Below are 13518 nucleotides of genomic sequence, written 5' to 3'. Positions count from 1 at the left end.
GCTCTTGGCCGTCAGCCTGGGAGCGAACTGGGTGCAATGGAGAAATGCAGGTGAACTTCGAGAGTTAGCTCGGGTTGCCTGTCAGGGACCGATGGCCGACGATGGTCGGTGCGGCCGGTACTCTCTAAACTAGGGGCTTTGCAGGGGCCTCGACAAGCGATCCCCTGCGCCCTATCGGGACAGAAATGTCGCTTCGAGCAATGCGACATCATGCATCTTCCATCAGCGCCTTCGCGGCACCATCGAGGTCCTTTGGGGCCAGATGGGAGTACCGCATGGTCGTCTGAATGTTCCGGTGACCCATCCACATCATGACCTGGGGCAACGGGATGCCCTTGGAGACGAGCCTGGAGGCGCAGGTGTGGCGCAGCATGTGCGGCACGAACTGGTCATCCTCCAGCAAGCCCATGTGTCCCCTGAAGCGGTTCCAGTGATCACGGAAGGTGTCCCTGGGGAGCAACGAGAACGGCTTGTCGAGTGCCGACATCTTCCGCACGGTGTCCCAGGCGTCCTTCGCCGGGCCGATCAAAGGCACGAGACGGGTCTTGCTCGTCTTCGTCACCGTGTAGTGGAAGGTCACCCGGCCCTCGCTCACACGCTCCCGCTCAAGGGAGAAGACCTCGCCCAGGCGGCACCCCGTGTAGAGCAGGAAGCGCACCACGGCACCCGAGAGGGTTAGCCCCATATGGTCGAAGTATTGAAACATCTTCGCTTCTTCGGCACGGGATAGGACGCGCTCCCTGCCCTCAGCTTCCTTCAGGAAATCCATCGGAGGCTTCCGGGTGATCTCCATCTTCTCCGCGTGTTTGAGGAGCTTCGAGAGGACCGAGAGCCGCCGATTGATCGTCGCGTTGGACACGCCCGTCTTCTTCATCTCCGAGACAACCGAGATGATGAACGCCGAGTTGATCTCGGAGATAGGCTTGGATGCCGGGATGAACTGATCGAGAGCGTCGAGACCGTACTGGGTGGCTTGGGGTGCCCCGTTGTCGCCCCAAATAAAGGCGAAGTGGGTCTCGTGGAACTTTTTGAAAGTAGTCGCCCCTATTTCGGGAAGACCTTTGGCAACTGCATTTTCATAGGCTTCCGCCTCGGCCAGTGTTGCGAAGGACGGTCGCTTCCGAACACCGTCAATTACAACGTCAGCTTGATATTTCGTCCCGCGCTTCCGCGCCATGACTACCTCCTGTTATGCTGTCGATGAATGCTCTCCCCTTGCTGGTTAGCTTTAGGGACCTCTTCCTGCGATCATTCGGGTCAATCGAGATATCGACCATCTTGTGCCCACCACGCATGTCATTGTGGCCTTCCGCCCAGTATAGGGCGTTGCGGGATGCCGTACCGGAAAGCATCCCAATCTTCTGTTCGAGGTCCTGGACGGCAATCGACCGCTTATCCAATCCGGCCGCAGCGATCTCTAGGAGAGTCAGCATGGTGGACACCTGCATCTTCGTATCAAACTGATTGAAGAAACGCAGGGCGGTGATTATGGAGTTCAGCTTAGTACGTTCCGAAGTCGCCATTGTTTTAGTACCCTCTTGTATGAATGGCAGGCACGATAAGATTTATCTCCGATAACGTCAACATCCCAGAAAATGCTAATTTAATCCTCTAGCACCTGGAAATCATCCGCCCCACAGATAAGCTCGGCCTGTAGCATTGTGTGACCTTGTTCACACGCCTCCCAGTGATCGTCGGTATCCACCAACACTGCCACGATCTTCTCACCGGCTTTGTTGTAAAATTCAATCTGCACTTCCCGTTTCCCTTCGCAATAGCTGCCGCTGGCTCCGCTTTTATGCGGAATTTATTCCTAGATGTAAAGCAGGTGAAGAAAGTTTTCCTAGCGGTTTCCCGAAGTACCGACGAGCAGTGTATAACCACAGGTCCAACCATCGTACCAGTACTAGAATTAACTAATCCTCAACTATTCCTGTTATCAGGGATTTCTCAGTCGAAGCGATGACCAGCTACAACCCACATACCAGCGACACGGTCGCGAAATGTGCGTAGAACCGTGCCGTAAACGCCTGGGACAAACTGCATTAAATAATCGCGCCAGAAATTCTCCGCTTCGGACTTCGTCCAAAACTCTTCATGCACTCTAACCATTGCAGTGTTCCGTTATGTTGAGGGACCTCGTGGGGTCCGTGGTTTCTGGGATTTCCGGTATAGGTTTGCCGCCACGGACAACGCGATCCGCCGCAACTTCCACTTCCGGTAACTGGCGAGAGGGACAACCGGTCCCTGGAGGACCGGCCGTCGAGCATCGTGATCGATGATGTCCCGAAAGATTTGCGGGAGCTTAGACGGCTTCAAGGGCGGCATCCCCGTACATGTCAGCGATCTCATCCATGAGCGTGTTCCGGGACATCCCGTAGGACGCCAGGATATTCGCGGCCACGTCGGGATACGCACGGACTAGGTCCTCCATCGACCCCGTAGAACGTCGATCCGGGAAAGCCGTGTAGTTCTTGGGGTTATCCCAGGGGTCGTCGTGGTCCCAGTTGCCGTGACCGAAAAACCCTCCTCGGTAAAAACCCCGAGACCCCGCGTATTCCACCTGGGCCGGATCACGAGCGATCACGAGCGTTGACAGGTCCGCCTTGACCAGGAGGTTCCGCAGGGCGATCAGGTGCCCGACGTGCTGGCTTTCATTGCGGGTGTGCTGGCTGTGATAACCAACGGAGATGTTGGTGCATTCCGGCACGAGGTGCGAATACTCGTTGGTATCGGTATAGGCTCCGCCGTCGTCGGCCGCGTACTTGGACTTGCTGCCGTCGCCCAGGGCGTCATCGAGCATCATACTGAAGCTCAGGGCGAACCGGTCGCTCGCCGTGCGCATACCCATTTGGTGGGTGATCACGCTGTCATAGCCCATGCGGTCGAAGGCAATGGCCGCGTCGATGTCCGCGAAGAACTCGGGGTTCCCCCTGGCGAGATCACGGGAGCCGACGCACCCGTTCTCCTCGGCATGGTGGATCACGTAGACGCCTGGGACGTTCGCCTTGATCATCTCCGTCATGAGCCAGATACCGGCCGTATCGTCGGCACCCAGGCAGCTTGAGTTGAGCTTCGCGCCCTTCGAGAGGGTCAGCATCTCGCCGTCATAGGCCAGCGTTTGGATACCTTCCTTGCCGTGGACGGTGTCCACATGGGATGACCAGAGGATGCGTGGCTTGTCGCCCACGGTCAGCACGAGGTTCTGGAAGGGATCACGAGTGAACCCCAGGGGCGTCAGAAAGCGTTCGATGAACATGGTCTCCGTAGGTGTCCCCGAGGGGCGCATGTAGGAGAACATGGCGAGGATGGTTTTTTCGTCCTGAGACAGCTTTGCCACGGTATAGGTTCCTTATGATTATCGGGCTGCTGGAAAGGGTGGGAGAGGCAGCGTTAAGCCGCCTCAACCTCTACGTTTTCGTCGGTGTCTTCGTTATCGGAGGTGTCGAGACCAGCGAAAGCGCGGTACGCCTCGTCTTCCTCGTCAATGAGGCAGTCCGCCACGCACTTGCCGTTGTCGAGGTAGGTCACCTCGTCATCGGGGTAGCATTCACCGGAGAGGTCGCAGGTTGACCCGCAGGAGGCGAAGTGGTCCGCTTCCCAGTAATCCCCGTTCGCCATCTGGACGTAGCTGTACTCCGAGTTCAGGTAGTACATGTCGGTTGCGTCGCAATAGAACACGAGGTTCCTGAGGTTGCGCACCGCGTAGTTAGAGACCGGGTAATCACTGGGGCTGCGAGCCCGATTACCGACGTGATACCACTCATCGGTGACAGCGCACTCGAAGAACGAGCCGGAATTATGGAGGCTCTCGTCGTTCACCCAGCCATAGTCGCTGACGTGCGTCATCTCATCTTCCGAGAAGCGGCCGCCGGTATAGGTGCAACGCTTGCCAGCCACCGCGAGCCCATCGGTTTCCCGGCAGGGATACCCGCCGTCATCGCTGATCGAGAGGTATTCCCCATCATCCTTGAGGGACCCGCCGACATCGAGGTACGGAGCGACGAAGGTCCCCTTGTACGGAAGGCGCTGGATACGGGCACCGATGAAGGCATCCTCGCTGGCTCGCTTGTAACCGGCCACCTCCAAGGCGCTCTCCAGGCGACGGTAGTCCCCGTAGAACTTCGGGTAGTAAATCATCTTCTCGGGCCACACGAGGCAGCGAGCGTCGGCGCAATCGAGGTCCCCGATGTATGCCTGGGCGAGATCGGGACCGGCATAGGCACGGGCTGGATGCTGATCGCCGCTATAGCCATCGTTCGCGAAGTGCATGCATGAGCCGTTGTGCTTGCCCTTGTACAATTGTTCGATCTCGTCGGCATCCATCGTGACCGAGAGTTTCGGAGGGGTCGCCATGTTGCTCCACATGACAGCGAAGTTGTTGATCTCCTCGCCAGTCAGCACGTCGCTGAAGAACTTCGTCAGGTACTTGCCCGGCTTGATGGGAGTGCGGATGTCACGAGCACGCTTTTCCGGCGATTGGAAGTACATCAGGAGACCCGGATGCTTCACGGACGGGGCTGGCATGTGCTCGACCCAACGGAGGTAGTTGTTCTTCCACCAGTCGCAATCCCTCCACGGGTTGCCCGAGTTGTACGGGTAGAGCGCGAAGTTACCTGGGTGTCCCTCGAAGGCCGGGCTCTTACCATAGTCGCGAGCGGTAGGGTGGCGGATGAAGTGAACGACAGACGCGGTTTGATCACGGCGAACGGAACTCGCGAGATCATAGGTGCCAGCACCCGCGTCGAAACCGTAAGTGGGGCTGTTGCGGTATAGGTAGCCCATGTAGCTCTCATGATCGGGGTGGAAAGCACCCTCAGGTGCCCCGGAGACATCCGTGATCGTCACACGGTCGCAGTCATCGAACATGTAGCGGATGCCCTCAGGCAGCGGCGGACGGACGTGGATGTCAGCGGACGGGACGGCGGTAGTGTTCGCGGTTACTTCGGTCATGACGGGTTTCCTTGGTTCAAGGGTGAACGAGAGTTCATCGTGGATGATGGAGACGGGGCGCAGTTCGGCATGTTCGTCCGCATAGCTGCGGCCGTAGAACTCAGGGATCGGCACCCGCTGGGACACGAAGATCGCGTTATCGAGGGAGCGCAGGGACATGGATTGTCCGAAGAGGACGAGGTCCTGGAGGCAGTAGCGCTCCATCTCAGACCGAGCGTTCATAATCTCGGTCGCGGTTATTCTCTCCGTTATCGTAGGCATTAAGACAAACCACAGGCTTTGAGGAAGCGGTTCACATCGAAGCGCGGATTGAGGGCGAGGAACTCACCCGCGAGGTCTTCCGCGAGATCACTCAGCACATCGTGCTCGGCCTTATCGACCTTCATTGCCAACTGGCGCTTGAACGCGGCAGCTATCAGCTCATAGTCCTTGCGGGTCATGCTATTACCTCCGTTAACGTAGGGGTTAGGACACAATAATGCTCAGGAGTATCCCGAGGGCGAGGACGCTGTAGGTAGCACCCAGCATCATGGCGCTTTCCAAGAGGGCGTTCATCACGCGACATCCCAGCCATAGGGAGCCTTCACGGTTCCCACGGGTTTCCCGAGGATAAGGTTCGCCATCTCGCGAGGGTTCTCGGATGTCACGGGGACACCATTCTCCCACGTCACCTGGGCGAGGAACTTGGGGACAAACTCCCAGTCATATGGGATGAGATCCTGTTGTTCATTCTCAGTCATGGCATCCCATGTCTTGAGGAGGAAATCAGCGAGACCGATGGCAGCATGGCGCATCTCGACCGAGCCAACATCCTGCCACTGGGCATAGAGACACACGTTGTTCTCAGCCATCGCAGGGAGAACCAGCGGTGACCGGTTAGGGTTCTCACGGTCGCGAGCCCAGCCTTCCATGTTGACATCGAGCATGGCTTCCCAGAGACAAGCCACCGCTTCCATATGCAGATGGGTATAGGTTTGCATTAGGTTAAACTCCGATTGCATTAATGAGCACCACCAAATGCGATGGTGCCTTTAAGACAATCATTGGGTTCAATTGTCATTCGTTCGTTATGATCACTCGCAATTCTAGCGCATTCATCGGGTTTACTTACAGAGCCTTCAGGTTACCCCATGTGTCGCCACACGACACACTTCGACTTACTAGCTGACAAGGTTTGGACCCCTGCCCCGTACTCTCTTTTCGACCCGCCTCAGCTACGCCTCACAATTGAGCGGTAACGATCGGTCAGCAGACATTTCAGGACGGTCTGCTAGCGGCTGGATTGAGGGGCACACGGTTATCCCGTTCGCTGCGCTTTGCAGCCATGCCAACAATCCTATTCGGTTTTCAAAGAACACTCAGAGCTTCCATCTGAGACCGCTCAGGACCGTTAGGCAGTCCGTCGCTCGTTTGTGACTTAAATCTAGTTGTCTTCGTTATCGCAGTCAATCCGTGTTTTGAAGATAATTTCGAAGGCGTTTCATCCTGCCGCATTTTCCAGCATCTCAATCCTGTTAGCCGTAGCAAGTCGGATGTAAGAGACCCAGTGAACCGGTGGATACCTTGAGGTATCAAGACATGGGAGAGACCAGAGATTTCGAAGAACCCAGAGACCCTAGTGCCCCTGCCCGGTGGCCTTTCGATCACCGTGACTAAATATAAGCATATCTTCGTTATCGTTGGCAATAGTGTTTTTGAGGATAATTTGGCGACGGTATAGGAACCCAGAGAGAACCCAGAGAACCCGCGCTATGTGCCCGTGCTATATATGGCGATCACCGAATGTTACCGATTGTGTTACAGCGTGTAACATTTCGTGATCGATAGGAAATGGGAGCGAGGCACCCTAAGTTGCCCTTAGGTTGAAAAATGTGGGAGAGCACACGTAAGCGTAAAGGCTCGCGGCTCAAACCCCTGCAAACGCTGGGTTTCTTGGGGTTATCTGCTAGGTTACAGATACTACATCTAGCAGAGCATGTAATGAAATCAATGACTTAGCTTGGAGTGTGCCGTCCGTTGGTGCCGTATAGGGCACTTCAAGTTGTACTGGATGGGGCACGGGGGGGATTACAGGTAGCAGGGTATATACGTATAGCGATACAGATTTTTCACAAAAAAGGTCCGGTGGTCCCCTCAGGGGAACCGGCAGTGAATCTACATGACACGGGGAGAGCCGTACAGAGCGATGCAGGAGAAATATGATGGATGGTAGCCGGGAGCCCTGGAGGCTCTCTGAGGGGCTCTCAGGGGGAACCCAGGGAGCTACATCAAACCAAGTATCAGGAGAAGTAGGAGGATGATACCCCGAGGACACTTGAAGGGAACTCCAGGTGTCACTCAGGGTTATCTCTTAGGTATAATACTACTGGTCTATAACCTATAATGAACCTAAGATAACTGAGGGTGTCTCTAGGTTATCTCTAAGTGAGATAGGGTAGCATGACAGAGTATAAGAAGTCAATATACTTGTCTTCACTTCTCTTGTCTTAGATGAGGCCACTCTTGCCTCCCCAAGTTACTCGATGTGTACCGAAGTGCTTGTTAAGGGGACTGAGATGCAGCTTGGCAATCTCTGCCCTCATGGCCTCCTCGTGAACCGTTGAGGCTGTCTTTCGAGCATCCTGGTTCATGAGTTCCACGAAGTGTCCCACGAGCATCGCCAGGGCGTCCACACGGTCATCGTGACGCAGGGCGTCCTTCATCCGGCAGATATGGGTCATCTGATGGAACAAGCTCTTGTGCGACCGCACGAGGCCCTCGTAGACCTGGATGGTGTTGTGGTCGTCCTCGATCACCGAGGGGTCCACTATGAGGCGGTGCTGGGAGATGACCGGCTCCAGGATGTCCAGGATGCGCATCTCTTTCATCGTGTTGGAGCGAACCTCCACGATCTCAGCGTACACCCCTGCCCTGAGGAGGACCGGTTCCAGGAGCTTACCGAACATGCCGTCACCGAAGTTGCTTTCGATCACGATGGTCTGCACCTTGTGAACCTTGGCGATCCTGACGAGTTCGTCCAGGGTCTCGGGATCGTAGCCGCCCTGGAGGCCACCGGCCTGGGGGACCCAGATGTTCGATGCCAGCATGAAGCCGACAGCGTACCCGGTTTCGTCCTTGCCTCGGCCCGAGGGGTCGATAGCCATGACGCGGTGCTGGTAGTTCTCCCACTGGGCAGAGTGTCCAGCAGCGGCGTAGTATTTGTCCCCGGCCATCCCGTAGAGCGGGAGGTCCTTGAGGTGCCTGTCGGGGTTCGGGAGCCAGTGGACATCGTAGGGTGCCTTCTGAGGGGGCACCGGCATGACCACGAGGTTCTTCAGCTTGAGCGGATACTTCTCCTCGTCGGAGAGCTTGGTGTTGAGCATGAACTGGAGCTGGTAGCCAGCGGCCCCGTACTCGGAGCGTCGGTCGATCAGTTCGTCCAGGTCGAAACGCTCGGGGTCCACGGGTTGCCCGTAGAGGCCCTGCTCGTACATCGCCTCGACCATCGGCGCGAGGTCATCACCATAGCCAGGTCTTTCTTCCTTGGTGGGAACCTGGGAGGGCCAGATGCGCTTGGTGAAGGTCTCGGCCAGCTTGTTGTAGATGCTGTCCTCGGTCTGAGGGGTGCCGAGGTAGATGATGCGAGCGTGAGCCAGCGGCTTCAGAATAGCGGAGTATTCGCGGGTCTTCTCGATCAGCATGTCACGAGCGGCGACCGTCTGGGAGTTGTTCCAGACCTCAACGTCGTCGGAGACAATGATGTCAGCACGGCCACCCGTGAGCTGGCTGTCGATGCCCTTGGCGAACACCGAGGGTGTCTGGTCGGGCTCCGCTGGGCCAACGTCGAACTCGACGCGGGAGGACCGCTGGTTCGGCTTGGGCTTCAGGTGGTGCAGCTCAGGGATGAGCTGGATCAACTGCATCGTGAACGTGACGAAGTTGTCGGCTCGGTTCTTGGAGGCCGAGACAACCATGATCTTCATCTGAGGATTGCAGTAGAGGACCCAGAGGACGAAGGCCGAGGTGACGAAGGACTTCCCGATACCTCGGAAAGCCTCGATGCAAATCTTGTTGGGGCCGGTCTGGAGGAACCGGGCGATGTCGTATTGAGCGGCGGTCGGGTTCGGAAGGTTGATGTACTTCCAGACCAGCCACATGAACTTACGGAAATCCGCACGTAGCGGATCGGCCTCGACACCAGCGGTGGAGGACTTCAGGGCTTCCTTGTAGGTCAAAGGGATGCTCGGGGGAGAAGAAGGACCGAGGGGAACCCGAAGGCTCCCCTGGATCGTCAGTGTCGGCCTATGGCCTGTTCCTCATCGTGGAACGTCGGGAACTGCGAGGCCAGGGAGGCCACGGCAGCATTCTTGTCAGCTCGTGCTTCGATGCCGTTGTCCTTGAGGAACTTGATGGCATTGGAGATGTCGGCGGCAGTCGCCGTCCCATCCTTGATGCGGTTCATCAGCTCCTCGGCAACGATACCGTGAAGCGCGGCCATCACGTCGATGGAAGCGGCACTCATGGGTTAACCTGCGATGAGATGGAGAATGCGGTCCTTGAACAGCACCGCGATAGAACCGGCTGTCGCGAGAGCACCGGCATACCAGTTCAGCTTGAAACGGAGGGAGACCACGTCCTGTTTGAGCGTGTCGTAGTCCTCGCGGAGGCGATCCTGGTTGATGAGAAGGGCGTCGGTCTTGCCCTCAATGCGCCCGAGGGAGCGCTGGAGTTCGTTGATGTCGGAGTTTTCCATTAGCTTCTGATTGTAAAGAACTGTGCGAAAAACCGAGAGTTGACTCCGGTTTTCCGAGGGGTATTTTCCCGATGAAAATCGGGAGTGAGAATCGTGGGTGTAGTAAACGTCGTGAGCTTGGTTGAAACCTTGAAAGCCGGTGCGGTCATCGCTGACCTAGTCCCGGCTTCAGGATCGGAAGACGTTACGTTCGAAATCCAAATCCAGTATGCCACCGTGGAATATGGCGGTATGGCAGGGCCCGTCGATACCCCCATCAGCACCTTCGGCGTCGTGGGAAACCAAATCGTCTTACTGGCAGACCTGGACTACGCTGCATACGGGGCGCTGGACTTCTCCCTGCATGTGACAGTGGAGCAGATCGACACTGGTGGTGTGAGGACGACCATCGGGGGTTTTGACCGCTCCGTGGTGGATGTTCTTGACTACACCAAAGGAACCGCAGGTAACGACGCCTTAGCTGGCGACCGAGGCATGGATAAGCTCGTTGGCGGCGCAGGAAATGACCACCTCGTCGGCTGGGGCGGTAACGACATTCTTTATGGCGGTACGGGCTACGATGTCCTCAACGGCGGACGTGATAGTGATGTCTTCCTGTTCAAATCCATCAAGGAAAGCACCACAGCGACACCGGATCGAATTTTCGGTTGGACGAACGGTGCGCGGGACAAGGTTGACCTGCATACGATTGACGCCAACACGAAGGTCAGCGGCAATCAAGATTTCACATGGCTTGCGACCAAGGGGTTCACCGGTCATGCTGGGGAACTACGATATGAAGTCAAGCAGGGCGATGCGTTTATCTATGCGGACGTGAATGGCGACACGAAAGCCGACTTCACACTCCGCATAGAAAACACACTGAAGTTCTACGGAGATAACTTCATCCTGTAGCTCCCATTAGAAGGTGGTGACAGCTCCGAGGTTGCCGCTGACCGCCATCGTACCCCCGGTGGGATACCGGATGTCCCCGAGGGAACCCCGGCAGCGGTTGCCGTTGATGACGATGTTGTCGTTCGACGCGCTGTCGAGACCGTAGCGGGTTGCCGAGTAAGGCTCTGCCGTTCCCGGTACGAGGTTCGTCAGGTTGTTACCGCTGATGATGACTTCCTTCGTCCCGCTCTCGATGCGGACGTTGCTGTACACCTGCGAGGAACCCACGCCAGCTCGGCCGAAGGTGTTGCCGGTGAGCGTGATGTCCTGGGAGCCCTTGAGGTGAACCACATGCTTCGCCGTGGACTTGATGTAGTTGCCGTTGGCCGTGACCGGGCCACCGAAGGTCGCCTCGACCACGAGGCCAGAGCCACCGGAGCCGCTATCGTCAGCCGTGCCGAGATAGACGCTGCCCATCATGAAGTGGTAGCCGTGAACCAAACGGATGTAATCACCGCTGGCACCTTCACCACCTTTGCCCATGACGTAGAAGAACGACGGGAGGCCCTGCGTGGTGTCGCCAAGTTCCTTCTCAGCAACATAGTGGTTCTTACAGAACACCGTGGTGCAGTCTCGGAACATAGACGAACCGAACGACGCCGACGCAGTACCACCAAGGCGGACAGCCTGGGTGCGCGTGTTGCCGTCTTCTGCGGCGAACCGACAGGCGTAGGCGACGACCACGTCAGGACGACGGTTACCGTAAATCCAGCGCTGGTCACCACCGGGGTTGTTGATCTGGAGAGCCGCCGACTGCAAGAAGCAATACTCAGCGGTCACGCCGACCATGTAGACCTGATCGAGGTTAAGTGACTGGCCGTCGCGGAACCACAGACCGTTGCACTGGTTGGCCGAGTTGTTGCTCGAACCAAGCATACGCACTCGCGTCATCCGAACATGCGCCGCACCTGCGACAACCGCAATGAAGCGTGTGCTGTCTGTGCAGGTCTGCATGACCACCTGGAAGTGGTCCATCTCGATTCCGTAGACCATCGTCCCGTCTACGTTCGTACCAACCATGATACCGTCGAAGGCGTTGTTCTTGAAGATGATCGCAGTGCCCCGGCTGGACAGGTAGTCCATGCCTCCACGGCCTGAAATGCGGATGCCACTCTTGTTGATCTGCCACTGGGCAGACAGGTAGTAGCGCTTGGACAGGAGGACCAGCGAAGGTCCGTTGTCTGGGATCGCGGCCATCATGCTGTTGAAGGCACCGATGTCATCTGCCGTCCCGTCGCCTACAGCTCCGTATTGCTCGGGCGTGAAGACGAGCTGCGTCCTGTTGGACAGCGTTGTCAGGGTGTCGTTAACAGTACCGCCGCCATGTGTGATCTTGGCGGAGTCGTAGTCCCCTGCGGTAGCAGCAACAGCGCCCGTGCGTCCAGCAAAGGACGATACACCGGCACCACCTCCACCGGCAGCGGCTTCAGCCTGGGTCGCGAGGCCCACACCGTTCCATGTCGGACGGTTGGTGAAGTTGGTCACCGCGCTGGGTAGGATGTCAAAAGCCTTCGCAGGGGTTGCCGCATTGGAGACGTAAAAAGACGCAGTGATCTGGTTGCCGCCGTTGTTGCTGGCCCTGATCGAGAAGTCGCGGACGTTGTATCCGTTGTTGCCGGGGTCGAGGGAGAGGATCGCCGAGCCCGTGCCACTCTCGGCAACAACGCGCGTGATCTGCTGTGCCGTGCTGGATGCCGCGTTCTTCAGGGTGACTTCGGAACCACGCATAATCGGGATGCCAGTTGCTCGGTCGATCAGGAACGGGGTGTCGATGTCATTACCCGCGTCATCGCACCGCCAGATGACGAAGGTCGATCCGGCGTTGCCCCCTCCCTCAGGTCCGCTACCCAGGCCGATCTTGAAGCGTGATACCCCCGAAGACGCGAGCTTGAAGGAGCGCACGGTGCCAGCGAGGCCGGTGAGCATAAGGTCACCACCGTCCACTCGCACCTGACCGTCGTTCTTGACCATGAAGGGTGTCCGCTGATAGACGCCAGCGGCGTCATACCAGTTGACGGCCATTTGGTTCGATGCGTTGTTCTTGACCTCGAAGGTCCCTGTCGGACGCTTCAGTTCGAGGAGCGGGTTTGCATCAGACGACTGCACCCGGAGAGCCGCGTCCCCAGACTTGTTAATCGTGGCATCACCGGTAAGCGTTCCACCGGTTTTCCCGAGATACAGAGTGTCGAAGTTCGGCTTGTTGGCGACGGCGTTCCACTCAGGGGTCGTGTCCGCCAGGAGGATGTAGGATGCCTCCAGGGCCTTGTCGCCCGTGCCGGTGTACAGCCAACGCTTGCCATCCGTCGTGGTGACGACAGCGCCCCGGCTGATGTTGGCCTTCTGTCCGGCCGTCAAGTTCGTAAGGTCACCCGAGGAAAGCTCCTGGGTTGTCCCTGGGATAACCGGGAGACGTGCGGGATCGATGATGCCGGTGATCTTCGAGCCGTCGATGGAGGCGATCCGAGCATCCGGGAACTGGCCCGTTGTGACACTGGAGGCGTCGTGGGTGTGGACCAGAGGGGCCTTGCTGTCGGCGTCAAGCTGAAGATCATCCAGGCGGTCGGTCAGCTCCGTGTGGATCACGGTGACCTCATCCTTGAGTTCTTCGTTGACAAAGAGGTTCTGGTAGAAGGAATTGTCGAGGTCGTTCCCAGCGAGGATCGAGCCGTCAGTGTAATCGTTGATCGTCTGGGAGGCCGGAGTGATACGGGCGATCTTCAGGGTGCCGACCGGAGGGGTCGTGACGTGGATCAGGTACTTGCTGGAAAAAGTAAAGGGGACCGGAGCCCCCTCTAAAGTTACATGAACGTGTGCGACTGACAGGTATTCGAAAGGAATAGCAAAGTCAGACTGTGCCCCGGTGAGGCCGGGATACAAGATGGTTGTCGCCATGCGTTAGA

12 protein-coding genes are annotated in these 13518 nt (G+C 57.4%); 1 reads left to right on the top strand and 11 read right to left on the bottom strand.

All coding sequences use genetic code 11. From position 1 onward, the window contains the following. Positions 1-208 precede the first annotated feature (208 nt). From WI754_RS14985 to WI754_RS14940, 10 genes are all read right to left on the bottom strand, one after another. The gene (locus WI754_RS14985) at positions 209-1177 is read right to left on the bottom strand and encodes a site-specific integrase (protein WP_349434266.1); all 969 of its coding nucleotides are present in this window, start codon (positions 1175-1177) and stop codon (positions 209-211) included. Beyond that, positions 1143-1523: a hypothetical protein gene (locus tag WI754_RS14980; protein ID WP_349434265.1), complete on the bottom strand. Its 381-nt coding sequence runs from the start codon at positions 1521-1523 to the stop codon at positions 1143-1145. The genes WI754_RS14985 and WI754_RS14980 overlap by 35 nt, the downstream gene beginning before the upstream one ends. 80 nt (positions 1524-1603) lie before the next feature. Continuing rightward, on the bottom strand, positions 1604-1756 hold the full coding sequence (locus WI754_RS14975) for a hypothetical protein (RefSeq protein ID WP_349434264.1): 153 nt from the start codon (positions 1754-1756) through the stop codon (positions 1604-1606). A gap of 549 nt (positions 1757-2305) precedes the next feature. After that, entirely contained in the window at positions 2306-3340 is a 1035-nt protein-coding gene (locus WI754_RS14970; protein WP_349434262.1) for a M28 family peptidase, read from the bottom strand. 53 nt (positions 3341-3393) lie between these two features. Next, complete coding sequence (locus WI754_RS14965; protein WP_349434261.1) at positions 3394-5112, bottom strand: hypothetical protein; 1719 nt, start codon at positions 5110-5112, stop codon at positions 3394-3396. A 101-nt stretch (positions 5113-5213) separates the two neighbouring features. Then, positions 5214-5393, bottom strand: a complete 180-nt coding sequence (locus tag WI754_RS14960; protein ID WP_349434260.1) for a hypothetical protein — start codon at positions 5391-5393, stop codon at positions 5214-5216. A gap of 114 nt (positions 5394-5507) precedes the next feature. Further along, entirely contained in the window at positions 5508-5933 is a 426-nt protein-coding gene (locus tag WI754_RS14955) for a hypothetical protein (protein ID WP_349434259.1), read from the bottom strand. A gap of 1506 nt (positions 5934-7439) precedes the next feature. Next, entirely contained in the window at positions 7440-9167 is a 1728-nt protein-coding gene (terL, locus tag WI754_RS14950) for a phage terminase large subunit (protein ID WP_349434258.1), read from the bottom strand. Positions 9168-9223: 56 nt separating this feature from the next. Continuing rightward, positions 9224-9454, bottom strand: a complete 231-nt coding sequence (locus WI754_RS14945) for a hypothetical protein (RefSeq protein WP_349434256.1) — start codon at positions 9452-9454, stop codon at positions 9224-9226. A 3-nt stretch (positions 9455-9457) separates the two neighbouring features. Beyond that, positions 9458-9685, bottom strand: a complete 228-nt coding sequence (locus tag WI754_RS14940; RefSeq protein WP_349434255.1) for a hypothetical protein — start codon at positions 9683-9685, stop codon at positions 9458-9460. Positions 9686-9778: 93 nt separating this feature from the next. On the opposite strand from WI754_RS14940, the gene WI754_RS14935 reads away from it, so the two are divergent. Next, complete coding sequence (locus tag WI754_RS14935; RefSeq protein WP_349434254.1) at positions 9779-10579, top strand: M10 family metallopeptidase C-terminal domain-containing protein; 801 nt, start codon at positions 9779-9781, stop codon at positions 10577-10579. A 6-nt stretch (positions 10580-10585) separates the two neighbouring features. Here the strand turns inward: WI754_RS14935 and WI754_RS14930 are convergent, their stop codons facing one another. Then, positions 10586-13510: a phage tail fiber protein gene (locus WI754_RS14930; protein WP_349434253.1), complete on the bottom strand. Its 2925-nt coding sequence runs from the start codon at positions 13508-13510 to the stop codon at positions 10586-10588. Positions 13511-13518 lie beyond the last annotated feature (8 nt).

It is taken from the genome of Pararhizobium sp. A13 (assembly GCF_040126305.1).
Taxonomy (GTDB): Bacteria; Pseudomonadota; Alphaproteobacteria; order Rhizobiales; family Rhizobiaceae; genus Pararhizobium.
Note: the sequence above shows the minus strand (reverse complement) of the source record. Positions and strands in the feature narration are given on the sequence as shown.